The sequence below is a fragment of the Pseudomonas panipatensis genome, from assembly GCF_900099785.1.
In the GTDB taxonomy this organism is placed as follows: Bacteria; Pseudomonadota; Gammaproteobacteria; order Pseudomonadales; family Pseudomonadaceae; genus Pseudomonas; species Pseudomonas panipatensis.
In genome coordinates this window covers 159,337-184,733 of sequence record NZ_FNDS01000009.1, presented here as the reverse complement: position 1 = coordinate 184,733, position 25,397 = coordinate 159,337, and the positions used below count along the sequence as shown (strand labels likewise).

Below are 25,397 nucleotides of genomic sequence, written 5' to 3'. Positions count from 1 at the left end.
TTTCTAAATGAACACTCTGAGCGGCACCTTGAAGCGATTCGATAAAGCACGAATCTGGCGCATATTGAGCGGCCGCTTACCAGCTAGAACATCCGATACGACGGACCGGGTGCCAACTTCTGGGAGTTGGTCCCGGGCGACTCGGTGCTCTGCCATTAGATAGCGCAGCAACTCATGGGGAGCCACGTCTGAGATCGGGAAGCGCTCGGCGTCATAGATGCTTATCGAATTTCCTATAGCCTGAGCAAGGGTGGACAGAGGATGGCTCTCTTCATCTCCTATCAACGTCAGCAGCTGATCTAGCATAGCCACGACTTCGTCGTATTGAGACTCAGACTGCGGCGGCGCCAGTAGCGGCTCGACGAAATGCCAATGCTCTATAACCTGCTTCAGAGTTGCGTTACTCACTTTACTTATCTTTTTCTAATTTCCCCTCTCCTCCTTTTATATAACTCGCCCAAAGGTTCTTAGGACTTCTGCTGGCTCATCAAAGGGTTCCTGAATCGCTCGCTGAAATCGAAGATCTCCAAGCACTCTAAAAAAACACTCCTCACAGAGACGAATGTGATAACTCTCGCCATCATGGATTGAGCCTAATCGCCAAGTGGCTTGAAGGACAGCCAGTTGCAGCTCATGCCCGTCAGCAGCAGCTGTCCTGCAGCAAGCGTCACAATAAGCTTTCACAGCTTGTGCAGGCTCTTCTTCATCACCAACTATCATCTTCAATCTCCCATACAGAGCAAAGATTGCATTGGCCACAACCACTAGAACAGCGCAGCAAGGTGCTGCCAATCACAAGTAGCCCTTCTACCATCACCAGACAAAACGTAAACCGTATTTCGCGTCTCAAAAAGGCAGCCGCGAGTAAAACTGACCTCAAACGTACTTCGTACCCATCCCCCCGCTGGGAATCGGGCGGCCTGATCACGAACAATGCATCCGGAATAGAGGACTCTCGGCATAAATCCTTCTGGTAGGCGCTCCCCCCGAGAAAATGTAACGTCCACCAGAACCCAGTCCCTAACCAGGCAGTACCGTTTTAGCGGAGATACTTCCTTGGCAAGGGCCACTGCTTCGTCATCGGAAAGCCCGCTTCCTGCAACAGATTCGTACTGGGGCGTGTCGCCAGATACAACCCCCACAAGCGCGGCTACCCGGTCTATGTCACCTAAATTCTCTGCATCCGGACGCTCTCTTTCGCTCATTAACTTTCTCTCCGTTGAGGACAGTGAAAATACCTGCGACTGGCTCTCCCCCAATACGCATGAGCAGGGTTCGTTGAGCCAAGACAGCCCCACACCATTCCGCCGGCATATACGGAAATCACCATATTCAGGTTATAAATCCACCAGGAAGTCGGACCTAAAACCTGTTAGTTCGCCGGGGTAGCCACGAGGGTTGCATACAACCCGCGTAGCACCATGAACATAATCGCAGAACTGGTGTGTGTGCCCATGCACCCACAGGTCAATTTTTGACGCGAACAACTCGCTCCAATTATTTGAAAATGACGCATCTAGGTGAGTTCCACGGTGCGGACTACCATTTAGCGAGGCGAGCAAAGGGGCATGGTGGCTGACCACAACTGTTTTTCCCGGAAACGGCTCACTGAGTTTACCTTCTAGCCAAATCTTAAAATCAACCGCGCGCCGCATCAGATCATGCGGACGTATCTTTCGGTAATTCTCAGCCCGGATCAGTTGAAAATCACGCAAGCACCGCCCTGCCAATTCCTGCGCCTCATACAAATTGGAGGTCGCCTTATAGTCAGTCCACGCCGTCCCACCCAGAAATCTGACGCCGTTTATAATAGCTTCTTCGTTATCAAGAGAGTGCACTCCACTCTGCGCTATGCCTTTTACTTTCAAGACCGTTTTATCGAGATGACCATGATAAAACTCGTGATTACCGCAGACATAAATCACCGGACAACTAAAGTTTTCTGCCGCCCAACGAATGCCCCGAGCCTCGATGTCGATATCGCCTGCGAGAATGACCACATCCTCACCACAACCAGCATGCCGGTACATATCAAGCTCATTATGCAGATCCGACAAGATCAGTATTTTCATTGCGCACCCTCGTGTAGCCGCCGCAAATATCCCTCAAATAACTGATACTGCTCCTGACGGAAGGTGACTATCACGTAACGGCTGCCGGAGAGCGTGTAGGCAACTAGGTAGCCAAATTGGCTACTCAGGCTCACAACTGGCGAGGTGCTTATCTGGCGCCCGTCTAGGAATCGGCAATAGATGTCGCCATACACTCGACCAACGAGATAGCCAAAAACCTCGCCAACGTCGGCGAGGTAGGCGGTTGGAGGGTTCTCGTCTAGCGCAGGCCACAGACGGAGCGCTCGGACGATCTCTGGTGGGTATGGCACTGCTGTCATGGCGACGAACTCCCCTCTTCGCTCCCAAGCTGGCAGGCTGGCAGGCTGGCAGGCTGGCAGGCTGGCAGGCTTGCCTTGAGCCGATTAATGCCAAATACTATAGACATTAAAAGCACTTTTGAACGGAGTATGCAATGGGCCGCGAACGTCCTCACCTGTATCCAATGCTGGAGCGCCTGCTGCTCGGATTCGGCGAGCGCATCCGTCTAGCCCGCCTGCGACGGGACATCTCCATGGTGACAGTCGCCGAGGAGGCGGGAATCTCGCGGGAGACGCTCAACAAAGTTGAGCGTGGTGATCCTGGGGTTGCACTGGGCAGCTACGCACGAGTACTGGAGGTACTGGGACTCGCGGGGGACATCGACTTATGGGCGCAGAGCGACGACCAGGGGCGTCAATTGCAGGACGATCGGCTGCCAAAGCGGGCCTCTCGCCGTAAAGCTCTCAACGAAGGAGGTCATGACTGATGGCCTTTAGTGTTCTCGAAGCGTTCCGTGATGCCGATGCAGAATTACGGGGCGCGATTTTCAACAGAGGGCTGAACCGTGCCTGCTACCGAATCGTGGAAATTGAGGGGTCGCAATGGAGCTTTCTACTGCGAGCTGTAGACGAGCACTCCAGTATATGGCGAACCTACCTAATCCGATCTTTACCCGATGCGGTAAATCTGGCGACCGATCCGATCTGGAAAGACCACGAACTCTATGTCCTGTTTTGCTCACATGATGAGGAAAAGCCGAAACAGGAATGCAAAAAAATCCTCAACATCTTTGAAGCGATATTCCCGTCACAGGGAGGCACATCTTTTGTCGTGGAAACTGCTGACGGGGAATTCACCGACGATCCAATTCGAGCAGATGAGATGGCGGAATCTCGAGTAAAAATTTACTGCCATGAAAACCTGTGAAATCACCCCACAGCCAGTTCTAAGGCTTTGCATCCCGTCTGGGCGCAGAGTCTTTGTAGTGGGTGACATTCATGGGGCTTTCGATTTAGTTTATGAAGCACTTGACCTCATACACTTTAACAAAAGCAAAGATCTCCTCATATCAGTGGGAGACCTCATCGATAGGGGCGAGCAGTCCGAGAGAATCCTAGAGTTACTATCCCAGCCATACTTCTTCGCAGTGCGTGGGAATAACGAACACTTGCTGCTTCTTGCACATTCGCAAGAGACTGTTGACCTTGATCTTCTCAGTCGACTGGTCCGCGACTACGGCGCGTGGTGGTGGCTACTGATAGATGAGGAGCAGCAGGTAAAAATTCTAAATTCTCTACCCCCTACCTATAGCTATCGAGATTTCCACGCCGCAAATGACGCTGGAGATTGTTCATGCAGAACTCCCCAAGAGCATTACCTGCTGGCAAACATTCCTTAGCCTTCTAGAAAAACGCGACCAGAGAACAATTAAAAGCGCTCTAGAGGGGCGATCAAGGTTAACCTCACAAAACACCACACCGATTAGCGGAATCGATTATGTATTCTCAGGCCATACTATAGTCCCCGCCGCAAGAGCACTGGAGAACAGCGTATTTCTCGACACTGGAGCCGTATTCAGTGGCCGAGGCGCGCACCATTTATCAATACTGAACGTAGCCTCCACACTTCCAGGTACAAGCGCCAGCGCAACCATCAGGACTAGCCGTATACGGGTCTATGGCAATCCTGCAACCGAAATATAACTCAAGCAACGAAACTGCCCACTTAAAAGTCGTTGCCCTCCCCCACTCTCTTTGCTAACAATTATCGGACCGGCGAGCAAAGGTTTCGTCAGGACAAATGCACGCACTAACGTGTGTACATTTCCCCTAACGAAGCGCTCGACGGCCAATCACTGCGTTCTCAGCCGTATAACAAGAATAAGAAAACAGGCAAACACATGAGAAATCTCAGAATTGATGTGCGCGTTTCAGAAGAGGAAAAAATCGAACTCGTTCGCCTGGCGGCCGGACAAGAGATGAGCCTTTCTGACTACTTACGTAGCGTTTTGCTGGGCAAAGAAATTATCGTCAGAAGAGAAAATCATGCCCCAGCAGCACTGATTTACGAGCTATCACGGATCGGCAATAATCTGAATCAACTAGCTAGACACGCCAACAGCGGGAGCTCAATAACACCCGATGACCTTGCACGAATTTGGCACTCCCTGGAGTTGCTGTGGGCGGCGTCCCAATGATCATCGAAACCTCCAAAGTTTCTGACGCCATCTCTGCACAGAAGCTTGTAAAGTATTTACTCTCCGATAAAGGAGACCCCCTCCTTAATGGTGAGCGTGTATTGCTGGCAGAGGCCAGCTATGCCCTCCCGCCAAACTCCAGTAACTCCGCAATAGATTACGCTAAAAGGTTTGGCGACTTGGCTGAAAAATGGACAGCGCAGCATAGGGCAAATAAGAAGGCCCCCAAATCGATTGCGCAGAGCGTAACCGTCAGCTTTTACCCTGGCTGCGACGCTTTCCCTAGAGACCCAGTCGCCCCATTACGAGCTATCGAAATTGCGAGGGAGTTGGTTGGCGATGTTGCGCCGGGCGAACGACTGGCTCTTTACGTGGTGCATGGTGACACCCAGCATTTACATGTCCATGTGTTGTTCTCCACCGTATGCAGTAAGGGCAAAGTATGGAATCCACGCTTTGACTATCGTCTATGGGAGGAGTCGGCTGAGAGATTAGAAATAAAGCACCGCCTTTACCGCACCCCCAACCGGATATCTCGTGGCGAGAAGGTAGCCGATATCGCACTCGACCATGGCTCAATACAAATTGAAAAACGAACCGGTGTTCAAAGCGAAAAGAGAAAAATAAAATTCCAACTCAGCAAAATCCTGAGCGGGGAAAACATCGAGTTCCGAGAGTTCATTCAGATCTGCCGACAAAGCGGCCTAATAATAATTCTAACACGTTCACAAAGCGGGCGAATTTCTGGCATCTCATTCCAAAAGACGAGCGGCCTTACTTTCAAAGGCAGTCAACTCAACCGCGACTGGTCATGGAGCAAACTGAGCAGAAGGTTGAATTTTGACGAAGCGCAGCATCGAGACATCGTCGATGAACTAGAAAGACTCAAACCGACAGAGTCAAAACTTGAAATAAAACAGTCCCACAAATCTAGTCAAGGTGTAACCGAGAGCAAAATCCTCACACTGGGATCACCCAACAGAAGCTGGACCAACGCTCTTCGACGGTTCAGATACGAGAACGCTAGCGACGGCACCAGGAATTATTACTGGAGAAACCAAAAGCGCTGTACAAAGCCGGCATTCTCAGACCGTGGCGACAAAATCATAACAACCAGCCGGCAGAATCAAACGATCTATTTAGCCATGGCCGAGCTTGCCAAGAATAAGGGTTGGGGTAGTGTCGAAATACACGGTTCAGACAGGCAAGCGTTGACCAAGCTGTGGCTGGCGTGCGCGCTGACTGGACTTACGATTACTAACTTCACGCCATCCAACGAGGAACTCATTGAGCTATTAGCGGAGGTGTACAGAGTCGACGAAAGGGATTTCAGCTATAAGCCTCGTCCTACACGAAGTAAAGAACCACTCGAAGGCTAATAGAGGTCAGACCAGATCGCCTAGGATGGCGATGGCGCTTTTTTAGAGAGAGAATTTTTAGAGAATGGATGGAGTGTGGTGGGAAAAATAAGGACCGCGCATCCTGCGCGTGCGGTGCTAGATCAATATGAGCGATTAACGCCTCTCGTTTTGCGCTTACCTACTTTCCGACGGAATTCACGATAGTTGGACCAGCGCACATGCGTCAGCGCCAGTCCGTAGTTTAGGTGCAACTCAAGGGTTTCTTTTCTCGCGGCCAGCAACGTTTTACCTGCATAGTGGGGCCTCGTAACCTCCAAGCCTGTAGGATCCGCATGGCCCAGCAGATCCGCAATAACCTCAGCCGAGACGCCTCGTTGCCGCAACTGCTCCGCAAACGTACGGCGAAGGCTGCGTGCACCCCACCCCCCCTCACTGGTCGCGACGCCACAACTACGATCCAGGTAACCAGCCACACGGTCATACCCCATCAGGAATCGACTGGCCTGGCGGGAGAACAGATGCATTTCATTAAACGACAACTCTGGAAACAACTGGCTTGTCTCTTTCCCGTCGCACTCGCTCCGCCGCTCCTCCACAAACTCTAGAAATCCCATATCAATCAGTAACTGCGAAACCGGGATTTTACGGCGCGCATGCGGCGTTTTGATGCTCTGATGTTTGCCATCATCGTTTACGTGGATGACCCACATAGCCTCCTCAGGCTGAACATCCTTGAGCTGTAACTGGCAGAGCTCGTTCAGTCTCAGCCCGCAGAATACACCAAGAGGCACGATCCAAAACTTAAACGGCTGCGGATCCCAAGACGGTTTTCTACCTACGTAGCCACCCACTTGATAGATGTAGCCGTCAAACAACTTCTGCAAATCCGACAGGCTAAATGGCGGCGTCACATCCACGGGAGGACGCGCGTAGGAGGAATCAACCACCAAGTCCTCTGAAATGTACCCCTCCGCTTTAGCCGCTCGCACCATGCTATTAAACAGGGCGTAATAGCGCTCCAGTGTAGAGCCCTGCCCGTCCGAGTACCGCTCCAGATGCTGGTGCAGCTTAGTGCGCAGCAGCGTAATATCAGAGGCCCCCAGCGAACTTACACTCCTATCGGGCTCCGTTGCCGTCAGCAACTCTAGCAAGCCCCCAACTCTGCTACGTAATTGGGCCGCATGTTTGACGCTGGGTGAACTCTCTCGTATATGCGATTCAATGAAGCCACTCGCGAACTCTCTCAAGAGCGGAGCCGACTGCATCCGTTGAAACTGCCGAATAGGGGCCTCTAGGACCTTGATCAGTTCAAACGCATAGGGGGCACCCGCCGGTGTACGGCAGCAAACATCCACACCTGGCATCACACTGAAGCGCAGTTCTTGGGTTTCACTCATAGGCCTCTCCGTCAATGATTGACACCCAGAAATCGTATTTAGAAAGTCCCGCTTCGACAAGAGCCAATTTCCACAGAGAGCTCTCTTGGAAGTTATTGGCAAGTTGTCAATATTAGGAATAACTCAGTTCCAAAGCGACTTTCGGGCGCTCAAAAGTTCATTCAGTTATTCAAACTTTCTCAAAAATAATTTTCTTGCCAGAAGAGCCTTGATCAGGTAGGGAATCGTTGAGGCGACTCCTGCTCACAGTCCGGTCGGCGAAGACCGATAACAGGTAATCCTGAACAGACAAAGGAACCCCTGGCTGCCTACAGCGCAGCGGATGGGAGATGCAGGATATTGAGTGGCTGCTGCGATGCCCGCGGACCTAGAGCGCTTGGCGTATCGATCCAAGCATGCCACTGACTGGAGTAGGCAGAGCGTCGATACGGTGCGAAGCACGTAGCGAGCCTGTCGACCTTAATTGCGGCCGTCAGCGCGCTGTGGGAGATGGTTACATACTGCGCTCAGAAATGAGCAGCATGCACCTGTTGGAAAGGAAGAGAGGAAGAATTCGAGGGAGCTTCCGTGCTCACTGTTGCCGATTAGAGAACTGGCATGATATCGGACAACTTAAGAAGCTATAGAGTTATCAAGCTCCCCAAAGCAATGATAAAAGTCTTTATTATGACGCGCGGTACCAAGATTTCTAACTAGCGAAATATCCTTATCCGGCTTGATCATAGCGTAATAAGTACGCTCGCGCTCAACCTTACACTCTCTGGGCTTACACAACTCCTCTCTGTAGCGATCAAAGATCGATTTAGTGTCTGCGTCTTTAGTGACCTCATCAAAATAGGGCCAAAAATTCTCATGTTTGCTGTAATTCATTTTTAGCGCAATTTGCTTCTGCTTTTCATCAAGCGCCGGCCATACCAGATTAAACCGCGCCTCCCAGCTATTTGCCCACGGCAGCGCATAGGCAACCTCGTTCGGTAACTTACCAACCTCTATCAGCCCATCAATTCCATAGCCATTGGCGAAGATTTCGATACTGGCATCACGGGAGTATTCAATCACCCTATCAACGCAGCTGAGAATCCAACCGACGCATTGAAACTGTGATCGCCGAGTCGAGCCATGCTCCTTGCTAGGGCCCGAGAACTTTCCATAGCCCTGCGCAAAGTCCTCATGGAAATCAACCGAATATACGAACGTCATAGAACTCCAGTCTCCGGATAGTGATTTTCAGGCCGCCCAGTGAGCGGCCAAAAAATTCTAAACACAGGACACGAGAGAAACACAAGCGGTTGCAACCATCTAGCACAGCAACTTCGCCCACCCCACGAGATCCCACTAGCACAACTTTAGCCAAGCGATGACCATCAACTCCAGAGCTGGACTAGGCCGCAAATTTACAAGCTGCCAATTATGCTTGGTGCAGATGGGAAAAAAATATTTTCAGAACGATAAGAATTCTCCTCAGAGATACTGAGTTCGACCATACGCGCCCACGACATGGTTCTGTCGAGGAGAAAGCCCCACGCACGAGCGAGAGCTTGACCACAACGCCCCAGCGCGGGGCATTAGCGAGTGGCACGATGCAAAGGAAGCAGTGGAGGTGGGAGCGATGCGGCGCTTGCGAGGGAGTGAGGCGCCTGCACCAGGCATTACGCCCAATGCATACATGACGCACGCACGACAGCAACCTCTGCTGCGGTGCATTTAGCCCACCAGAACGTGCGGGCGGCGCTGACTACGAGGGGAAGCGTACGCCGCGCCCTGGAGGAGCGCCGCGCACGAGGGCAGCGGTGCAGCCGACGTGGCCGCATCGCCAATAGGAGTGCGCTTAGCCTTGAAGCCAGGACTCAACCGCAGCACTGCCATGCTCGGCCTTCCAGGCCTTGAGAGTCTTATGGTTCCCGCCTTTGGTCTCCACCACCTCGCCGGTGTGCGGGTTTTTATAGACCTTCACCACGCGCAGACGGCGCTTGGCACGGCCCGCACCAGCCGCCCGAGCAACCGCGCCGCGCGCCGATTCCGGATCGAGAATCGCTACAACATCACGCAAGGACTTGCCGTAGGCGCCCATCAATTCGCGGAGCTTTTCTTCAAACTGAATTTCCTGCTGCAGCCCCGCGTCTTTCTTCAGGGACTCCAGGTGTGCCAACTGTTCAGCCAACGCTTTTTCAGCCGCGCGGAATTCTGCGATTCTGGACATTTACGGTCACCCTCTCGAACTAGTTTTCATCCGCACAACTGTATCGAAGCCCCGTCTTCCCTGCCATCAAAATTGCCCGCGCGACAATTCAACGCCTATATCTAATCGGTGTAACTAGTCGCAAAAGAAAAGAGGCCCCATCGGGGCCTCTTAACATCAACGAGCGGCCGCATTCAGGGGAATAAACCGCCGCCAGTTGCGTTTCTGCGTTTTCGTCACAGGACGCCGTACCGTAGAAGTAGGGCCCCCTTGAGTTGGCGCCTGCTGCTCCTGCAATGCCAGGTAGTGTCGATAATGAATATGCTCGAGCGACACACCGTGATCCAGGCGATCCAATTCCTCCTGGAGAACCTCCAACGGATAACCCCGACCGTATTGCCCGGTCACCGAATGATCGGTATGGCCGACGAGCGATTTGGCGATCTGGATATCGAGTTTCTGTGCACGGAACTGCGCAATGAAACTGTGGCGCAAACCATGGAAGGTCCTGCCCTGCTCTGCTAATCCGCACGCCTGCACGTAGCCGCCATAGTTGGTGCCGTTGCCCAAAAACCACTTGCTCGCGGTGGCGCCGGGCAGCTTATTGCGGACGGGGGGCAGTCCATCGAACAGCATGGCCTGGCGATCGCCGCCCACCGCTTGGCGACGCTGCTCGACAAACGCCAGGAAGCCGGCGCCCAGCACCTGCCGATGAAGCGGCACGTCCCGCTCGCTGCTGGAGTTTTTCAGGCGTTTTCCCGCTTGTTCGGTGTTCAACGACAGGTACCAGATTCCTGCCTCCTGACGCACATCGCCCACGCGCAGTTGGCAGAGTTCGTTGAGACGCGCCCCCTGAAAAGCCCCCAGCAACGGCAGCCAGAATTTGTAGTCGTGCAGGCGCCAGCGAGGCGGGGCCTCCAAGGTGTACACCGGCCCGCTGAGCAGCAGTCGCAGTTGCTCACGGGTGTAGCTGCGATTGCTGCGCCCGGCCGCCTGCGCCTTGTACTGCACCGACTGTGCGGGACTTTGCTCGAGAAAACCCTGATCGACGGCGAAGTCGAGGGTCGCCTTAAGCATCGCGAAATAGCGCTTCAGCGTGCGGGGGTGAATGGGTTCGTAGCCGCCCTCGACCATGATCTGTGCCAGGGGTTTCTGCCGCAGGCTGGGGGTCTTGTTGCGCCCTCTGGGGTACAAGCGCAGCGCATCACGCACGCGGACCACGTCCGCGCGGGTGATCTGCTCGATCGCCACGCCAGGGCCCACGATCTCGACCAATGCATCGAGGCGCGCCAGGTTCTGGATGCGGGTATCCGCGTTGGTCCACGTCCGACTCACCTCATGGTGCGTTTTGAACCGTTCCACCAGCGCGGCATAACGCAGGCCGCCAGCAGCCGGTGGAGCAAAGGCCCCCGACTGCACCAGCGCGCGGTTCAAGGCGATGGCCTGGGTCTCGGGCAGCAGCCCCGAGAGGGCCTGCAGAACGGACTGCGTCTGTGCCGGCAGTGTCGCCTGCGGTGCGCTCGGCGGCGGCAGCTCCGGCAAGCCGTTGGCCTTGGGGAGCCCTTTGAGGTAGTCATCCAGGAGCTGATGAATCTGATCGAGCAGCTTCAGCAGCGCCGCCGGATCGATGTCTTCCTGAGCGATGATGGCCGTGAGGAAACTGAGCAAATCCGGCGCAATAACGGCAAACAGCAGATTGGCGAGGATCCAGTCTGTCGTCTGCAGTTCCAGGTCGAGGACGCCCACGGGCGTCAAGTGTGCGACTCCCATCCTGTGGAAGTCGATGCGCAGCAAATAGCCCCCGGCGCTCCCTTGGTGAATACGGAACAGTTCGGACTGCGGCGAAGCCAGGTACTTCAAGCCCGGCAGCGCCTCCAGCTGAGTCAGGGTGGTCGGCAGGCGCTGCTCCAGTAGCGACTCTTCACGCGGCTTGCCGACGCAGCGGACGAATTGCTCCCACGCCAGAGTACGGGTGAGCAGCGGGTGCAGCACATGCAAGTAGCCGTCGCGCGTCCAGCGTTTCAGCTGTTCCAGCGCCTCCAACAGATACGCGGCCTTCCAGCGCGCCGTATCGAGATCGCGGGTACCCAGGGGTACGTCGTAGCGCTCAAACGGCAGCATCTCCAGGCGCTCGGCATAGCCCCGATCGAGCAGCACGAAGACGTAGTCACCCTGCGCGTCCGCATACAGCACCGTGGACACCGCCTCCTGGTCGGCCAGGCGCTCGTAGCCGAGCTCCAGGGCACCTTTCGCCAGTTCGTTGGGGGTGATCAAGCTGCCCAGTGGCAGCCGCATGTCCTGCATCACCCGCTGGTGTTGCAGGTACAGCTGGCCCAGCGACTGCAGCAGGTAGTCGGCACCCAGGCGACGCTCCGTGATCAGCTGCAGCAAATCGTCGAAGGCGTCGTTGAGTTGGCGCGCGACATCGCGGGCGATTTCATGGTTCTGACCGAGCGGCCAACGCACCTGTTTGGGCAGGCGATCGTCCGTGAGGAGGGCCTTGGGCAGGCTGCGGACGTAGAGGAAGCCGCGCTCGCGGCTGAAGATCATGTGCGGGGTTCTGATGGTACGCTGTGACATGGGGCAGTCCTCGAAATGGTTGATTTCGTGACCGACCTAATCAGAACCCCCACCATAATCGCGCTGAAACCCGCATGCTAGAGCGGTTTCAACAGAGGATATGGAGCGGGCGAAGGGAATCGAACCCTCGTCATGAGCTTGGGAAGCTCAGGTAATGCCATTATACGACGCCCGCTTGGGGGTGCCTTTTTACCAGAAGGCACGGGCTTAGTGAAGCCTTGTCCGGGGTTCGGCCTTTGCCCGGGAGCGAAGCGTTCGCGGAAGTCCCTGCCAGCGCAGGGCAGCCGGTGCGTCGTGGCTCGTGCCAAATGCCGCGTCTGCAGGTATCGTCGGCCGCTTCAAACAGACACTGGTAAAGGACGACTGATTCAGATGACCACCGCCACCGTTCGCGCGTGCCTCCTCGGCATTGCCCTGCTGTTTTCCGCCATGGCGCACGCCAGGGTCGAGGTGCAGGCGGTGCAGAACAAGACCCTCGGGCAGACCCTGGCGGTGCGCGTGACCGAGGATATCGCTCCGGGTGACTACCAGTTGCTGCTGGAGGGGTTGAAGAAGAACCCCGGCAAGTTCGCCAGCAAGGTCGCCCTGCTCGACTCCATCGGTGGCAGCTTGGCGGAGGCGATCAAGATGGGCCGCCTGCTGCGCGAGGCCGGCTTCGATGCCTGGGTGCCGAGCAACGGTGTGTGCCAGGGCACTTGCGTCTATCTGCTAGCCGCTGGGCGCACCCGGCAGGTGCGCGGTTACGTCGGCCTGCACCGTCCCTATTTCCCCAATGGCGACTCCTCGCTGGCCGACGCCGCGGGCGGCAGCCGGTACAGCCCCGAGGCTTACTTCCGCGAGATGGACATAGCGCCCAGCCTGCTGGAAGACATGGCGCGCATCGAGCCGGGACGGATGCATGTACTCTCGGCGGCGGAGCTGACCCGTTACCGTCTCGATTGACGCAATTCGGCACATCGGTACTACCTGTAACAATCCGTGTCTGCCTTCTGAGTTCCGACTCCACCGCCCCTCGCGTGCGCTCCCCCTTGTCAGGGCTACCGCGCCCGGCCCAGCTCGGTCGACCACCTATCGCATGGCCGACGGCCAGCATCGGGAATGGTTCTTGCTGTTGAACCGTGCGGAATACCCAACATCCCCGCATGCATAAAAATCGGAGCTACCCGCATGTTCAAGACCTTCGGCAAGACCCTGCTCGCTGCAACTCTGGCGAGCGCTGTGGCTGGTATGGCGCAGGCGGACAATAAAGTGCTTCACGTGTACAACTGGTCGGACTACATCGCGCCGACCACCGTCGATGAGTTCACCAAGGAAACCGGCATCAAGGTCGTCTATGACGTCTACGACAGCAACGAAGTGCTGGAAGCCAAGCTGCTGGCCGGCAAGTCGGGCTATGACGTGGTCGTGCCGTCGAACAACTTCCTCGCCAAGCAGATCAAGGCCGGCGTCTACCAGCCGCTGGACAAGTCCAAGCTGACCAACTGGAAGAACCTCAACCCGGACCTGATGAAGACCCTGGAAGTCAGCGACCCGGGCAACAAGTACGCGATTCCCTATATGTGGGGCACCATTGGCATCGGCTACAACCCGGACAAGGTCAAGGCCGTGCTCGGCGACAACGCGCCGGTGGATTCCTGGGACCTGGTGTTCAAGCCGGAGAACATCGAGAAGCTGAAGCAGTGCGGCGTGAGCTTCCTCGATTCGCCGACCGAAATGCTCCCGGCGGCCCTGCATTACCTGGGCTACAAGCCTGACACTCACGATCCCAAGCAGATCAAGGCAGCCACCGATCTGTTCCTGAAGATCCGCCCCTACGTCACCTACTTCCACTCCTCGAAGTACATCTCCGACCTGGCCAACGGCAACATCTGCGTAGCCATCGGTTACTCGGGCGACGTGTACCAGGCCAAGGCCCGTGCGGTGGAAGCGAAGAACAACGTGAAAGTGGCCTACAACATTCCGAAGGAAGGCGCCGGCGCCTTCTTCGATACCGTAGCCATCCCGAAGGACGCCGAGAACCCGGAAGGCGCTCTGCTGTGGCTCAACTTCCTGCTCAAGCCTGAAGTGATCGCCGAGATCAGCAATGCCATCTCCTACCCGAACGGCAACGCCGCCGCCACGCCGCTGGTGAAGGAAGAAATCCGCAAGGACCCGGGTATCTACCCGAGCGACGAGGTCATGAAAAAGCTGTACGCCTTCCCAGGCCTGCCAGCCGACACCCAGCGTCTGATGACCCGCAGCTGGACCACCATCAAGACTGGCAAGTAAGGCAGGTCACCAGGATCGACAAAGCACCAGGACGGTGCGTATTCGCTCAGTGCGCACCATTGGCGACCACGCCAGCGCCTGAGCGCCCTTTCCCCACCGCCCCGACTAAGGGCGGTGAGGTTTATCGGCTGCCCGCATACGCGCCCTTCCGCGCCGCCCAATCCTCCGCAAGACGCTCCAGCCTTTTGCCTCCATCCAGCACCGACCGCTCTGCCTCGCTAGCGGCGAGCGAACCCGCGCCCTCATGCCCATCCTTTCATGATCACGAACAGTCTTCGTCAAAAATAATGGACTCTTTTATTTTTTAACAAGACAAAAATCCATAAAAATCAATTAGTTAAATATTTATCTTCATTAATAATCGGCCATTATTTTTGACGCTCGCACGCAAATTCGTTTGACATATTTAACGGCTCTGGCAGGCTGGTAGCCAGGTTTCGACCGTGTAAGGGTGCCTTTTCACCCCTCGCGGCAGTGCTCGGAACCCCAGGTAGCGCCTGCCGACAGACGCGCCTGCACAACAACGACAGGCTGCGCCTGTCTCAAGGTGACATATGTCCAACAGCAACATTGGCAATAAGAATCAGAAACTCCGCAAACCCGTCGTGCTGATGTCCATGGGCGCCCAAGAGCGCAAAGGACACGACTATCAGGTGATGACCCACAAATACATCGTGCCGCTGGTCGAACTGGCCGAATGCGTGCCGGTGCTGATGCCGACCTGCTGCGGCACCGAAGACCTCGAGCAGTACCTGGATATGGCCGACGGCGTGTACCTCACCGGCGCCGGCAGCAATATCGACCCGGCGCTGTATGGCCAGGAAAACGAGACCCCCGGCAAGGCCCAGGACAAGGATCGCGACCTGTTCGATATCCCCCTGATCAAGGCCGCCATCGCCCGCGGACTGCCGATTTTCGGCATCTGCCGCGGCATGCAGGAAATCAACGTGGCACTCGGCGGCGACATGTACCAGAAGGTCTATGCCGAACCCGGTTTCAACGACCATCGGGAGAACACGGAAGACCCGGTCGATGTGCAATACAGCGCGGTCCACGGCGTACGCCCGGTACCCAACAGCTGGCTGCACAAGCTCCTGCAGAGCGATGAAATCCGCGTCAACTCGCTGCACGGCCAGGGCCTGAAGACCCTCGGCAAGGGCATCGAAGCCATCGCCCATGCCGAGGACGGCCTGGTCGAGGCGATCCATGCACCGAGCCTGTCGCCCTTCCTCTTCGCGGTGCAATGGCACCCGGAATGGCAGGCGGCGAAGAACCCCGACTCGGTGAAAATTTTCGAGGCCTTCGGCGAAGCCTGTCGCCAGCAGGTCCTGAGAAAAAAGGGGCGCCCGTTCGATAACGCCGCCTAAGCGACGTATCGATGAAAAAAGCCCGGCTCATGGCCGGGCTTTTTTATTGGCGAGGGCGAGCGATCACTGCGCCGGCGCTGCGTCAGCGCTGGGGAACACCCGCTGGATGCGATTGGCCAGGGCCACGGTGCGCTCACCCTTGGTGTAGAGCAGCAGGTAATCGTGTTCGGACTTGGCCGCCGGCGCGATGTGGTATTGCAGGGGGCCTTCCACCACCTGTTTGCCGACCGGCACACTCAGGGTGGCGACGCATTCGAGCACGCCGCTGTCCGGGTCCTTGCTGAGGATGACCGCGTCCTTCAGTTCACTGTCCGCCAGCAGCGATGCGCGGCCCGCCAGGGGGCCGTCGGTGAAGACCTTGACCAATTGATTGCGCACATCCTTGCTGGCACAGACTTCTGCTTCCTTCTTGCCGCACGCACTGAGCAACACGGCGAGGCCGATCAACGGGAGCAACTTGAGGTTCATCTTTCATCCATCACCTGACTCGATCAGGGTTGGAGTCGCTGAGCGGAAAAAAATTCCTGCACGACGCAAGGAATCAACCGACAAACAGATTCGCAAAATCTGACAGACGGCATGCGGATACCCGTACCGCAGCCGCTACCCTGAGGCCCTTTGCCAGGGATCAACGCCACGCCGGAAGCCCCTCCCCTTCAGCATGAGCCAGCCATGAACGACGAAGTCGGAACTACCCATGAGGTCTACAAGGCGTTGCTGGAATCAACCAAAGCGATTCCCTGGAAAATCGACTGGAAGAGTATGACCTTCGCCTATATCGGCCCGCAGATCGAGAAGCTGCTGGGCTGGAGTCCATCCAGTTGGATCAGCGTGGAGGACTGGGCGCAGCGCATGCACCCGGAGGACCGCGATGCCGTGGTGGCTTTCTGCGTCTCTCAATCCCAGGCCGGCACCGACCACGAGGCCGACTACCGGGCGCTGACCGCGAGCGGCGAGTACGTCTGGATTCGCGATGTGGTGCATGTGCTGCGCAACGCCGAGGGTGAGGTGGAAGCGCTGGTCGGCTTCATGTTCGATATCAGCGAACGGAAGAAGACCGAGGAGCAACTGCTGAGCCTGCAGAAACAACTCGAAGAGTACTCCTACAAGGATGGCCTTACCGGCGTCGCCAACCGGCGCATGTTCGACCGCGTTCTGGCCAGCGAATGGGCCAGCGCCCAGCGCAGTGGCCAGCCGTTGTCGCTGGTGCTGCTGGATATCGACTGTTTCAAGCAATACAACGACCACTACGGGCACATCCAGGGCGACGACTGCCTGAAGAGCGTCGGCCAGATCCTGCAAGGCGCGCTGAGCCGGCCACGGGACTTCGTCGCCCGCTTTGGTGGCGAAGAGTTCGTTCTGATCCTCCCGGAAACCGATCTGGAGGCCGCCGTACAGGTCGCCGAACGCTGCCGCCGGCGGGTGCGCGAGCAATGCATCCCCCACGAGAAATCCGCCGTCGCCACGCTGCTGACCATCAGTCTCGGCGTCGGAAGCCTGATCCCGACCCTGGATGACACACCGCTGCCCTTCATCGAGGCCGTGGACCGGCTGCTCTACCAGGCCAAACAGAACGGCCGCAATCGCCTGGAGGCGGCCCACTGGCAAGGCCAGCCAGCGGACGGCGCGAGAGCCGTCGCTGACTGATTCACGACACCGACGGCCCGCGCCAGGGCCGCCGCGAGCGCCATTGCCGTTCTCAGGCCAGCCCAGCCAGGCGCAGCAGCCACCAGGCGAGAATCAGCATCTGCACCAGGAAGCCGGCGAAGCGCAGCCAGACGAACAACGCCGAGGTGCTGATCAGGTGCATCAGCGACTGGAACAGGCGCGCGCCCAGCAGCAGCGGCGCCAGCGGGTCGGTGAGCTGGGTCTGCCCGCTGACCATGGCGTAGAGCAGCGCGGCGGCGTACAGCGGTAGATTCTCCACGCTATTGGCATGGGCACGGACCAAGCGCTGGCCGAACGCACTGGGCGTATTGCTGCCGTCGGCGCTGAAGGCATTGACCTTCATGCGTCCACCGAGCACCAGCAGCCCCCGTTGATTGACCATGATGAAAAGCAGCAACAGGCTCCAGGCGACCAACCCGAGCAAAGTGACAGCGCTGGCGCTGAGGGACATGGGGAACACTCCTTGTTGTCATTGTGTGGGTAGAAACGGCGCGACTTTAGAGAATCCACGGCAAGGGCTCCAGTCCTGCATCGCTTCTCGCTCAGCCCTTCCCTGCCCGCTCCAGACAACGCTGGTAACGCTCATCGACCCGCTGGGAGAACCAGGCGGTGGTCAGTTGGCGGGTGATCTTCGGGCTCTTCAGGGTGATGCCCGGCAATATCGCGCGGGCCAGCGGCCTGCCTTCGGCCTTTTCGGCCAGGGCGAAGACCCGGCTGTACAGCCGGGTGTCGCCGAACCCAGGCTGTTCGCCCTGCTCCAGGGCACGACGAATGTCGCTGTCGCTCATGTCCAGGCGCTTGCCCAGGCTGCGTACCGCGAGTTCGGTGGCGCCGGCGCCGCCGCTGTCGTAACGGATCAGGTCGCCATCCAGCGCCAGGGGTTTCCCCGAGGCCAGACTCAGGGCGCGCTGGAAGGCGGCATTGCGGCTGGCGTACCAGCCGGCGTTGTAGTCGGCGAAGCGGTACAGCGGTTTGTCGTAGGCCACCGGGTAGCCGAGCAAGTGGGCGATGCCGAAATACAGGCCGCCGCGACGACTGAAGACTTCATGACGGATGCTGCCCAGGATCGGGTAGGGATAGCCCTGCGCGTGCGCTTCGGCGAAGGCCACGCTGACCTGCATGGGGCCGCCGGTGTGCACCGGGTTGAAACGCCCGAAGAGTTGCTCACCGAGCGGCACCATGCCGATGAAGTCATCGAAGATGGCGCTCAGCTCACGCTCGCTGTGCACCGCGTCGAGACGCTGGCTGTAACTCTTGCCGCCGGGTGACTTCAGCGCCAGCGCGGCGTCCAGGACGAAGCCGGGAACATGCAGGCGCTCGGCGCGTCGCTGCATTTCGCCACGGGCAATGCGTCCCAGGCCGGGCACCTGCGGGTCGGCCTGGAAGTTGGACTCCTGCTCGGCGACCGCCAGCACCGAACAGAGATTCTCACGGGTCGGCGCCAGCTTCTGCGCGGCAAAGGCAGCCTGGATGTCGGCGGCCCAGCCCTGGCGGTCGGCGAGGCTGTCCGGCAGCAGCCGGAGCAGCGTGCCACGCACCTGCGCCGGGGTCGCCTCGGGGGCCGGGCGCCTGGCCTGCGAGCCACAGCCGACAAGTACCAGCAACAGCAGCGAGAGCCCCAGCAGGCGCGCAGCCGAGGAAGCGGGAAAAGGCGATGACAGAACGAGCGGTTTCATGGATTCGCAGGTCTCGTGGCGCAAAGAGGACGGCGAGGACGCCTGGCTCATCCTACGGATACTACCTGCGCTCGGTGGCTTTTCATGCCGCCCCCGAAGCCGTCCGCCGACCTCGCCCCGCCTTGCAGGCGTCCGCGCAGCCTCTAAGCTCGAATGATCTCCCCCGCGAAGAGACCAGCCATGGACATCCAGGAACTTCGTCGGCGGGGCAAGTCCGCTCGCATCGACTGCCCGCGCAGCACGCACTCCGACCCCGGACGCATCGGCCGCGATCCGCTGCCGCTGATCGAGGCCTCCAGCGCCGGGCGCGTGCAGTCGCTGGTGCCGTTGCGCTACGGACGTATGCTGGTCTCGCCCTACGCCTTCTATCGCGGCAACGCGCTGTTGCAGGCCTACGACCTGGCCAGCACGGCGAGCATGGGCCTGAACCTGCCGATCTGCGGCGACTGCCACCTGATGAACTTCGGCGGCTTCGCCTCGCCCGAGCGCAACCTGCTGTTCAACGTCAACGACTTCGACGAGACCCACCCCGGCCCCTGGGAGTGGGACCTCAAGCGCCTGGTGGCGAGCTTCCTGATCGCTGCCCGCGACCTGCGCCACGGCGAGACCGTCGAAGAGAACGTCTGCCGCGAGACGGTCGCTGCCTACCGCAACACCATGGCCGAGTGCGCCGAGCAGGGCGCCCTCGAACTCTGGTACGGGCGCATCGACTACGAAGTGGCGCTGGAGCGGGTGAAAGGTAACGCCAGCCTGCGCCAGCATGTGCAGAAAGCCATCGACAAGGCTTCGCGGCGCACCCATGCCGGGCTGCTGCCGAAGATCAGCGAACGCGACAAGCAGGGCCGCCTGCTGATCCGCGACGACCTGCCGGAAATCTTCCACCTGCATGCCAGCACCAGCCTGCTCGACAAGGACGATGACTGGGCGCGCCTGGAACACTGGCAGGACCTCTACGAGGCGTTCATGCGCGACTATCGCGGCACCCTGAATGCCGATCGCCGCGACCTGCTGGCGCGCTTCAAGGTCCAGGACCTGGTGTTCAAGGTGGTCGGCGTCGGCAGTGTCGGCACCCGCTGCCTGGTGGCACTGCTCACCGACGATCAGGAGCAGCCGCTGTTCCTGCAGTTCAAGGAAGCGCGACGCTCGGTGCTGGCGGATTACGTGAAGGCCAAACTGCGCACCCGCCATGAGGGCCAGCGGGTGGTGGAAGGGCAACGCCTGATGCAATCGGCCAGCGACCTGTTCCTCGGCTGGACCACCGGCTCCCATGGCCGCCACTTCTACGTGCGGCAACTGCGTGACATGAAGGTCTCGGCAGAGGTGGAAACCTTCGACGACGAAGTCTTCGCCGCCTATGCGCGGGTCTGCGGCCAGGCCCTGGCGCGTGCCCACGCCAAGGCCTCCGGGCGGGCGACGGAAATCGCCGGCTACATCGGCAAGAGCGACGCCCTGGCCGATGCCCTGCTGCTCTACGCCAAAGCCTATGCGACGCAGAACGAGCGTGACTTCGAGCGCTTCCAGCGGGCCTGCCGCAAGGGTCAGTTGCAGGCCCGCTCGGAGGCGGATTTCAGCGCTGACCGCTTGCCCTGAGCGCGCCAGCCCGACGGGCTTCGCTGCACGCGGCGCTCAGCGCCGAGGCAATCCGCGGCGGAAGACACCCCGGCGTTACCCGCCGCGGGCCGCACGGCGGGACTCAGCCCTCCAGCGACTCCACGCCCAGCTCGTTCCACACCTCCTCGGCCAGGTGGAAGGTCGCGTTGGCGGCGGGGATTCCGCAGTAGATGGCGCTCTGCAGCAGCACTTCCTTGATCTCTTCGCGGCTCACCCCATTGTTGCGCGCGGCGCGCAGGTGCAGCTTCAGTTCGCCCTCGCGGTTCATGCCGATGAGCATGGCGATGGTGATCAGGCTGCGGGTGTGGCGCGGCAGGCCGGGACGGGTCCAGATATCGCCCCAAGCATGGCGAGTGATCATTTCCTGGAACTCTTCGTTGAATGCCGTGCGGTTCTGCAGGCTGCGGTCGACGTGGGCATCGCCCAGCACCGCGCGACGTACCTGCATGCCAGCTTCGTAACGTTGTTTCTCGTCCATCGTGACTTCTCTCGTTTGTGCCGCCGGCACGGTGCGCCGGCGCGGATCAATGGAAGGCCTGGAATCAACCCAGGCGCTGGTGTTCGGCCAGGGCGCGCTCGACCCAGTGCTGGGCCTGGCCCAGGTATTGGGCCGGGTCGAGCAGGCGGTCGAGGTCGGTATCGCTGAGCTGCGCGCGCACCTCGGCGTTGTCGCCGAGCACCTTGCGCAGGTGCGCACGCTCTTTCACCGCCTGGCGGCAGCACTGCTCGACCAGGTGGTGCGCAGCGTCGCGGCCGATGCGCTGGGCCAGGGCGATGCTCACCGCCTCGGCGAGCACCAGGCCCTGAGTCAGTTCGAGGTTCTGGCGCATGCGCGCGGCATCCACTTCCAGCTCGGGCACGATCGCCAGGGCCTGTTGCAAGGCGCCGGAGACCAGGCAGCAGAGTTCCGGCAGGGTGTCCCACTCGGCGTGCCAGAGGCCGAGGCTGCGCTCGTGCTCCTGGGGCATGGCGCTGAGCATGGTCGAGACCAGCCCCGGCGCCCGCGTGGCGGCACCGATCAGCACCGCGGCGCCGACCGGGTTGCGCTTGTGCGGCATGGTCGAGGAGCCGCCCTTGCCCGGCGCGGCGGGCTCGAAGACTTCACCGGCCTCGGTCTGCATCAGCAGGCTGAGGTCACGGCCGAATTTGCCGAGGCTGCCGGCGAGCAGGCCGAGCCAGGCGGCGAACTCGGCCAGACGGTCGCGCTGGGTGTGCCAGGGCTGCTCCGGCAGATGCAACTGAAGCTCCCCGGCCAGCGCCTCGGCCACGGCCAGGCCCTGATCGCCGAGGGCCGCGAGGCTGCCCGAGGCGCCGCCGAACTGCAGCACCAGCAGGCGCGGCTTGAGTTCGGCCAGGCGCTGGCGGTGGCGAGTCAGCGCACCGAGCCAGCCGGCGATCTTCATGCCCAGGGTCACCGGGGTCGCATGTTGCAGCCAGGTGCGTCCGGCCATGGGCGTATCGATATGGTTCCAGGCTTGCCGCGCCAGGGCCTCGGTCAGGCGCTGCAGATCCGCTTCGAGCAACGCCACGGCGCCGCGCAATTGCAGGATCAAGCCGCTGTCCATGGCGTCCTGGCTGGTGGCGCCGAGGTGCACATAGCGCTCGGCTTCGGCGTCGCGCGCGGCGATCCGCTTGCCCAGTGCCTTGGCCAGCGGGATCGCGGAGTTGCCGGCGCTGCAGATGGCCTGGGCCAGCGCGGCGAAATCGTAGTACTCGGCGCGGCAGGCCGCTTCGATGGGCGCCACCGCGCTCGTCGGGATCACCCCGACGCGGGCCTCGGCACGCGCCAGCGCGGCTTCGAAATCGAGCATGCCCTGCACCCGCGCGCGGTCGCAGAACTGCTCGCGCATTGCCGGCTGGGTGAAGTAGGCATCGAAAAGTTGGTTGCTCGGAGCGTTCACGCAAGACTCCTGGCTGTCAGGTCATTGTTGGCATTGAGTATGGCGCCCCAGACGCGCCAATGGGCGACACGGCTTGCGCCGGTCGCCCATCGATCCATTTCCGGGAATCACGCCTGGATCAGAAGTCGAAGAACACCGTCTCCCCTTCGCCCTGGATGCGGATGTCGAAGCGGTAGGCCAGTTGCCCGTTCACTTCGCAACGGCGCGCCACCAGCGTCTCGCGGCGCGGCGCCTGCTCGATCAGGTTGAGCACCGGGTCCTTGGCGTTGGCCTCGGCTTCGTCTTCGAAGTACAGACGCGTCTGCAGGTGGATGTTGATGCCACGGGCGAACAGCGACACGTTGATGTGCGGCGCCATGGGCACGCCGGCGGCGTTCTTCACCACGCCCGGCTTGACGGTCTTCAAGGTCCACTCGCCGGCATCGAAGGTGGTGGCGGTGCGGCCGAAGCTGTTGAACGGCTTTTCCAGGTCGAAGGCGCTGTCATAGACGCCCTCGTGGTTGGCCTGCCAGAACTCCAGGAAGGAGTCGCGCACCAGGTGGCCGTTGCCGTCGTAGACGTTGCCGAGGAGCAGGATGTGCTCGCCCGGAGCGCCCGGCTTGGCCATCTCGTTCCAGATTTCCTGGGGACGCGGCGGGTTACCGGCGGCGGCCAGGGCCAGGCCGATGTGAACGTAGGGACCGGCGGTCTGCGAGGGGGTTTCGGGAAGCAGTTGAACAGGCATGACGAAACTCCTCACTTGTTCTCGAAATGGGTCTTGCGCTGACCGCGCAGGACGATGTCGAAGCGGTAGGCCAGGCAATCCATCGGATTGGCCATGCTCATGTCGAGCTTGGCGATCAGCGTCTGTACCGCGTCCGGGTTGGCGATCGACTTGACGATCGGGCACATCGGAATGAGCGGGTCGCCCTCGAAGTACAACTGGGTGATCAGGCGGGTGGAGATCGACGGACCGCTGATGGAGAAGTGGATGTGCGCCGGGCGCCAGTCGTTCGGGCCGTTGCGCCACGGGTAGGGGCCGGGCTTGATGGTGCGGAACATGTAGTTGCCGTCGGCATCGGTGAGGGCACGGCCGACACCGCCGAAGTTCGGGTCCAGCGGGGCCAGGTAGCGGTCGTTCTTGTGCCGGTAGCGGCCGCCGGCGTTGGCTTGCCACATTTCCACCAGGGTGTGCGGGATCGGCTTGCCGTACTGGTCCATGACACGACCGGCGACGATGATGCGCTCGCCGATCGGCAGACCGCCGTTGTTGAAGTTGAGCAGCAGATCGTTGTCGTGCTCGCCGAACTTCAGGTGCGAGAAGTCCGGACCGCTGGCTTCCGAGATCGATTGCGGAATGCTCACCAGCGCCTGGCGCGGAGAGCGCGGGACGGAGGTCTTGTAGTCGGGGGTCAAGGCTTTGGGGTGCCAGTTGCGGTCACGAATGACGAAACGGCTGTTGTCCGCGTTGGACATGGCGGTCTCCTCTTGTTGAAGTTATAGGAGCCTGGGTAGATCAGGCAGCTGACCTACAGTTTCCGGCACCTTGGCCGCCATGAACATTGAAAAGACGCGTCACATCCATAACCTAATGGTTATGGATAAATCCCCTGGCGATACTCCTGCCCCACCTCGCGCAGCACTTCCTGGCACCAGTGCGCCCCCAGCGATAACGGCAGCGACGCGTTGCTGCAGATGCCCACCGAGCCGCCGGCCTCCAGCAGTTGCGGCGCCAGCTCGGCCAGCAGGCCCTTGCGCAGGTCGGCGCGAACGGCATCCATCGGCGCCATCCAGACCGCCTCGCTGCTATCGACATAGCGCCGGCTGAGGGTCAGCGACAGGGTTTCCAGGCGCAGCCGCGACTGTCGCAGGCCGTGCTGGACGAACAGGCTGTCGGCGAGTTTGCGGATGGTGGTGCCGGCGCTCGGCAGCACCAGCGGGTAGCGCTCCAGCTCGTCGGCATCGAGCGGACGGCCGAGCAACGGATGGCCGGGGCGCACCACCAGGGTCAGCGGTTCGTTGTACAGGTGCTCGAAGGTCAGGCCCTGGATCTGCGGGCTGTCGGTCATGCGCCCGACCACCAGGTCCAACTCGCCGACCCGCAGTTGCGACAACAGGTGCGCGCTGGGCCCGGTGACCACGCTGAGGACCAGCGCCGAATGGCGTTGGTGCAGGCGCCGCACCACTTCCGGCAGCAGCGCGCCCTCGACGGTGGACAGCACGCCCAGGCGCGCGCTGCTGGCGGCGTACTCACCGACCCGCAGGCTGTTCACCCCGTCGCGCAGGGCCTGCACGCAGGGCCCGGCGTAGCGCAGGAAGGCAAGCCCGGCCTCGGTCAGCGCGGCGCCACCCTTGCCGCGCTCGAAGAGGCTGGCGCCGAGCAGCTCCTCCAGTTCCTTGAGGGTCTTGGAGATCGCTGGCTGGCTCACCGCCAGCTTGTCGGCGGCGCGCGCCAGGCTGCCCTGGTTGGCGACTTCGAGGAAACACAGCAGGTGGCGGAACTTGATACGCGAGTCGATGTTCATCGATTACCCCGGAAGGCCCTGGACGACTGCCCGCTGCCCTCCCGCCCGATACAGGCACGCTCGCCAATGCAGGGCGAGCCATTGCGCCAGGCCGACCTGCCGGAGCCGGCGGATCTTCCGCTCATCGCGGCGCACGTCGCAGCCGGCTCGCGGTGGAGCTGGCCTGGGGACGGCCAGGCGAAGGTTTCGCCATACAGCTGGAACCCCGGAAGCGGGTTCTGCGCACTGTTCTGCATCTATATGCCCGCCCCAGGTATCCGCGAAAAGGCCAGATAATCTGACGGATATTGCCTTCAACGGCCGATTCCATCCACAA

General features: G+C 59.8%; 25 protein-coding genes and 1 tRNA gene. 10 read left to right on the top strand and 16 right to left on the bottom strand.

Annotation, left to right across the window (positions count from 1 at the left end; all coding sequences use genetic code 11):
* Positions 1 to 3: 3 nt before the first annotated feature.
* The 3 genes from BLQ74_RS20865 to BLQ74_RS20860 form a co-directional block, all read right to left on the bottom strand.
* Positions 4 to 408, bottom strand: coding sequence for a helix-turn-helix domain-containing protein (locus BLQ74_RS20865; RefSeq protein ID WP_170842828.1), 405 nt, complete (start codon positions 406 to 408; stop codon positions 4 to 6).
* Positions 409 to 764: 356 nt separating this feature from the next.
* The gene (locus tag BLQ74_RS28200; RefSeq protein ID WP_425287509.1) at positions 765 to 1,205 is read right to left on the bottom strand and encodes a DUF6957 family protein; all 441 of its coding nucleotides are present in this window, start codon (positions 1,203 to 1,205) and stop codon (positions 765 to 767) included.
* Positions 1,206 to 1,337: 132 nt separating this feature from the next.
* Positions 1,338 to 2,072, bottom strand: coding sequence for a metallophosphoesterase (locus BLQ74_RS20860; protein WP_090265882.1), 735 nt, complete (start codon positions 2,070 to 2,072; stop codon positions 1,338 to 1,340).
* Positions 2,073 to 2,526: 454 nt separating this feature from the next.
* On the opposite strand from BLQ74_RS20860, the gene BLQ74_RS20850 reads away from it, so the two are divergent.
* The 5 genes from BLQ74_RS20850 to BLQ74_RS20835 all read left to right on the top strand — a co-directional run bounded on the left by BLQ74_RS20850 (position 2,527) and on the right by BLQ74_RS20835 (position 5,948).
* On the top strand, positions 2,527 to 2,859 hold the full coding sequence (locus BLQ74_RS20850) for a helix-turn-helix domain-containing protein (protein ID WP_090265877.1): 333 nt from the start codon (positions 2,527 to 2,529) through the stop codon (positions 2,857 to 2,859).
* The gene (locus BLQ74_RS27140; RefSeq protein WP_139199091.1) at positions 2,859 to 3,299 is read left to right on the top strand and encodes a hypothetical protein; all 441 of its coding nucleotides are present in this window, start codon (positions 2,859 to 2,861) and stop codon (positions 3,297 to 3,299) included. Before BLQ74_RS20850 ends, BLQ74_RS27140 begins: the two co-directional genes overlap by 1 nt.
* Positions 3,286 to 3,771 carry a metallophosphoesterase gene (locus tag BLQ74_RS28195; protein ID WP_090265874.1) on the top strand — a complete coding sequence of 162 codons (486 nt, stop codon included), beginning with the start codon at positions 3,286 to 3,288 and terminating at the stop codon, positions 3,769 to 3,771. Before BLQ74_RS27140 ends, BLQ74_RS28195 begins: the two co-directional genes overlap by 14 nt.
* Before the next feature lie 417 nt (positions 3,772 to 4,188).
* On the top strand, positions 4,189 to 4,569 hold the full coding sequence (locus BLQ74_RS20840; RefSeq protein ID WP_139199090.1) for a plasmid mobilization protein: 381 nt from the start codon (positions 4,189 to 4,191) through the stop codon (positions 4,567 to 4,569).
* Entirely contained in the window at positions 4,566 to 5,948 is a 1,383-nt protein-coding gene (locus BLQ74_RS20835; RefSeq protein WP_090265869.1) for a relaxase/mobilization nuclease domain-containing protein, read from the top strand. Before BLQ74_RS20840 ends, BLQ74_RS20835 begins: the two co-directional genes overlap by 4 nt.
* Positions 5,949 to 6,070: 122 nt before the next feature.
* Here the strand turns inward: BLQ74_RS20835 and BLQ74_RS20830 are convergent, their stop codons facing one another.
* The 5 genes from BLQ74_RS20830 to BLQ74_RS20810 all read right to left on the bottom strand — a co-directional run bounded on the left by BLQ74_RS20830 (position 6,071) and on the right by BLQ74_RS20810 (position 12,261).
* The gene (locus tag BLQ74_RS20830) at positions 6,071 to 7,327 is read right to left on the bottom strand and encodes a tyrosine-type recombinase/integrase (RefSeq protein WP_090265867.1); all 1,257 of its coding nucleotides are present in this window, start codon (positions 7,325 to 7,327) and stop codon (positions 6,071 to 6,073) included.
* A gap of 612 nt (positions 7,328 to 7,939) precedes the next feature.
* Positions 7,940 to 8,527: a hypothetical protein gene (locus tag BLQ74_RS20825; protein WP_090265865.1), complete on the bottom strand. Its 588-nt coding sequence runs from the start codon at positions 8,525 to 8,527 to the stop codon at positions 7,940 to 7,942.
* A gap of 628 nt (positions 8,528 to 9,155) precedes the next feature.
* Entirely contained in the window at positions 9,156 to 9,527 is a 372-nt protein-coding gene (locus BLQ74_RS20820; RefSeq protein ID WP_090265862.1) for a histone-like nucleoid-structuring protein, MvaT/MvaU family, read from the bottom strand.
* 156 nt (positions 9,528 to 9,683) lie between these two features.
* Positions 9,684 to 12,086: a site-specific integrase gene (locus BLQ74_RS20815; protein ID WP_090265860.1), complete on the bottom strand. Its 2,403-nt coding sequence runs from the start codon at positions 12,084 to 12,086 to the stop codon at positions 9,684 to 9,686.
* Positions 12,087 to 12,187: 101 nt separating this feature from the next.
* Positions 12,188 to 12,261 (bottom strand) — tRNA-Gly (locus tag BLQ74_RS20810).
* A 197-nt stretch (positions 12,262 to 12,458) separates the two neighbouring features.
* On the opposite strand from BLQ74_RS20810, the gene BLQ74_RS20805 reads away from it, so the two are divergent.
* The 3 genes from BLQ74_RS20805 (at position 12,459) to BLQ74_RS20795 (ending at position 15,721) form a co-directional block, all read left to right on the top strand.
* A complete protein-coding gene (locus BLQ74_RS20805; protein ID WP_090265858.1) occupies positions 12,459 to 13,028 on the top strand; it encodes a COG3904 family protein in 570 nt (189 codons plus the stop codon).
* A gap of 225 nt (positions 13,029 to 13,253) precedes the next feature.
* Entirely contained in the window at positions 13,254 to 14,354 is a 1,101-nt protein-coding gene (locus tag BLQ74_RS20800; RefSeq protein WP_090265856.1) for a polyamine ABC transporter substrate-binding protein, read from the top strand.
* Positions 14,355 to 14,908: 554 nt separating this feature from the next.
* Entirely contained in the window at positions 14,909 to 15,721 is an 813-nt protein-coding gene (locus BLQ74_RS20795; protein WP_090265853.1) for a gamma-glutamyl-gamma-aminobutyrate hydrolase family protein, read from the top strand.
* A 63-nt stretch (positions 15,722 to 15,784) separates the two neighbouring features.
* Here the strand turns inward: BLQ74_RS20795 and BLQ74_RS20790 are convergent, their stop codons facing one another.
* Positions 15,785 to 16,189, bottom strand: coding sequence for a hypothetical protein (locus BLQ74_RS20790; RefSeq protein WP_090265851.1), 405 nt, complete (start codon positions 16,187 to 16,189; stop codon positions 15,785 to 15,787).
* A gap of 204 nt (positions 16,190 to 16,393) precedes the next feature.
* On the opposite strand from BLQ74_RS20790, the gene BLQ74_RS20785 reads away from it, so the two are divergent.
* On the top strand, positions 16,394 to 17,368 hold the full coding sequence (locus tag BLQ74_RS20785) for a GGDEF domain-containing protein (RefSeq protein WP_090265849.1): 975 nt from the start codon (positions 16,394 to 16,396) through the stop codon (positions 17,366 to 17,368).
* A 52-nt stretch (positions 17,369 to 17,420) separates the two neighbouring features.
* Here the strand turns inward: BLQ74_RS20785 and BLQ74_RS20780 are convergent, their stop codons facing one another.
* Both BLQ74_RS20780 and BLQ74_RS20775 read right to left on the bottom strand, forming a co-directional pair.
* On the bottom strand, positions 17,421 to 17,840 hold the full coding sequence (locus BLQ74_RS20780) for an MAPEG family protein (RefSeq protein WP_090265846.1): 420 nt from the start codon (positions 17,838 to 17,840) through the stop codon (positions 17,421 to 17,423).
* Positions 17,841 to 17,931: 91 nt separating this feature from the next.
* Entirely contained in the window at positions 17,932 to 19,065 is a 1,134-nt protein-coding gene (locus BLQ74_RS20775) for a DUF1615 domain-containing protein (RefSeq protein WP_090265844.1), read from the bottom strand.
* Positions 19,066 to 19,245: 180 nt separating this feature from the next.
* On the opposite strand from BLQ74_RS20775, the gene BLQ74_RS20770 reads away from it, so the two are divergent.
* Positions 19,246 to 20,655 (top strand): DUF2252 domain-containing protein, encoded by a 1,410-nt coding sequence (locus BLQ74_RS20770; protein ID WP_090265841.1) that lies wholly within the window; start codon positions 19,246 to 19,248, stop codon positions 20,653 to 20,655.
* A gap of 103 nt (positions 20,656 to 20,758) precedes the next feature.
* Here BLQ74_RS20770 and pcaC read toward each other — a convergent pair whose 3' ends face one another.
* From pcaC to pcaQ, 5 genes are all read right to left on the bottom strand, one after another.
* Positions 20,759 to 21,154 (bottom strand): 4-carboxymuconolactone decarboxylase, encoded by a 396-nt coding sequence (gene pcaC / locus BLQ74_RS20765; protein WP_090265839.1) that lies wholly within the window; start codon positions 21,152 to 21,154, stop codon positions 20,759 to 20,761.
* A 64-nt stretch (positions 21,155 to 21,218) separates the two neighbouring features.
* Entirely contained in the window at positions 21,219 to 22,577 is a 1,359-nt protein-coding gene (locus BLQ74_RS20760; RefSeq protein WP_090265837.1) for a 3-carboxy-cis,cis-muconate cycloisomerase, read from the bottom strand.
* A 118-nt stretch (positions 22,578 to 22,695) separates the two neighbouring features.
* Positions 22,696 to 23,301, bottom strand: coding sequence for a protocatechuate 3,4-dioxygenase subunit alpha (gene pcaG / locus BLQ74_RS20755; protein WP_090265835.1), 606 nt, complete (start codon positions 23,299 to 23,301; stop codon positions 22,696 to 22,698).
* 11 nt (positions 23,302 to 23,312) lie between these two features.
* Entirely contained in the window at positions 23,313 to 24,032 is a 720-nt protein-coding gene (pcaH, locus tag BLQ74_RS20750; RefSeq protein WP_090265833.1) for a protocatechuate 3,4-dioxygenase subunit beta, read from the bottom strand.
* Positions 24,033 to 24,151: 119 nt separating this feature from the next.
* Positions 24,152 to 25,081 carry a pca operon transcription factor PcaQ gene (pcaQ, locus tag BLQ74_RS20745; RefSeq protein WP_090265829.1) on the bottom strand — a complete coding sequence of 310 codons (930 nt, stop codon included), beginning with the start codon at positions 25,079 to 25,081 and terminating at the stop codon, positions 24,152 to 24,154.
* Between the last annotated feature and the right edge of the window lie 316 nt (positions 25,082 to 25,397).

Coding starts and splice junctions, on each gene's coding strand:
- BLQ74_RS20780 (WP_090265846.1), bottom strand. CDS start 17,840: ATGTCCCTCAGCGCCAGCGCTGTCACTTTGCTCGGGTTGGTCGCCTGG.
- pcaC (WP_090265839.1), bottom strand. CDS start 21,154: ATGGACGAGAAACAACGTTACGAAGCTGGCATGCAGGTACGTCGCGCG.
- BLQ74_RS20795 (WP_090265853.1), top strand. CDS start 14,909: ATGTCCAACAGCAACATTGGCAATAAGAATCAGAAACTCCGCAAACCC.
- BLQ74_RS20820 (WP_090265862.1), bottom strand. CDS start 9,527: ATGTCCAGAATCGCAGAATTCCGCGCGGCTGAAAAAGCGTTGGCTGAA.
- BLQ74_RS20815 (WP_090265860.1), bottom strand. CDS start 12,086: ATGTCACAGCGTACCATCAGAACCCCGCACATGATCTTCAGCCGCGAG.
- BLQ74_RS20825 (WP_090265865.1), bottom strand. CDS start 8,527: ATGACGTTCGTATATTCGGTTGATTTCCATGAGGACTTTGCGCAGGGC.
- BLQ74_RS20805 (WP_090265858.1), top strand. CDS start 12,459: ATGACCACCGCCACCGTTCGCGCGTGCCTCCTCGGCATTGCCCTGCTG.
- pcaG (WP_090265835.1), bottom strand. CDS start 23,301: ATGCCTGTTCAACTGCTTCCCGAAACCCCCTCGCAGACCGCCGGTCCC.
- BLQ74_RS20800 (WP_090265856.1), top strand. CDS start 13,254: ATGTTCAAGACCTTCGGCAAGACCCTGCTCGCTGCAACTCTGGCGAGC.
- BLQ74_RS20860 (WP_090265882.1), bottom strand. CDS start 2,072: ATGAAAATACTGATCTTGTCGGATCTGCATAATGAGCTTGATATGTAC.
- BLQ74_RS20850 (WP_090265877.1), top strand. CDS start 2,527: ATGGGCCGCGAACGTCCTCACCTGTATCCAATGCTGGAGCGCCTGCTG.
- BLQ74_RS20770 (WP_090265841.1), top strand. CDS start 19,246: ATGGACATCCAGGAACTTCGTCGGCGGGGCAAGTCCGCTCGCATCGAC.
- BLQ74_RS27140 (WP_139199091.1), top strand. CDS start 2,859: ATGGCCTTTAGTGTTCTCGAAGCGTTCCGTGATGCCGATGCAGAATTA.
- BLQ74_RS20830 (WP_090265867.1), bottom strand. CDS start 7,327: ATGAGTGAAACCCAAGAACTGCGCTTCAGTGTGATGCCAGGTGTGGAT.
- BLQ74_RS28195 (WP_090265874.1), top strand. CDS start 3,286: ATGAAAACCTGTGAAATCACCCCACAGCCAGTTCTAAGGCTTTGCATC.
- pcaH (WP_090265833.1), bottom strand. CDS start 24,032: ATGTCCAACGCGGACAACAGCCGTTTCGTCATTCGTGACCGCAACTGG.
- pcaQ (WP_090265829.1), bottom strand. CDS start 25,081: ATGAACATCGACTCGCGTATCAAGTTCCGCCACCTGCTGTGTTTCCTC.
- BLQ74_RS20835 (WP_090265869.1), top strand. CDS start 4,566: ATGATCATCGAAACCTCCAAAGTTTCTGACGCCATCTCTGCACAGAAG.
- BLQ74_RS20790 (WP_090265851.1), bottom strand. CDS start 16,189: ATGAACCTCAAGTTGCTCCCGTTGATCGGCCTCGCCGTGTTGCTCAGT.
- BLQ74_RS20785 (WP_090265849.1), top strand. CDS start 16,394: ATGAACGACGAAGTCGGAACTACCCATGAGGTCTACAAGGCGTTGCTG.
- BLQ74_RS20775 (WP_090265844.1), bottom strand. CDS start 19,065: ATGAAACCGCTCGTTCTGTCATCGCCTTTTCCCGCTTCCTCGGCTGCG.
- BLQ74_RS28200 (WP_425287509.1), bottom strand. CDS start 1,205: ATGAGCGAAAGAGAGCGTCCGGATGCAGAGAATTTAGGTGACATAGAC.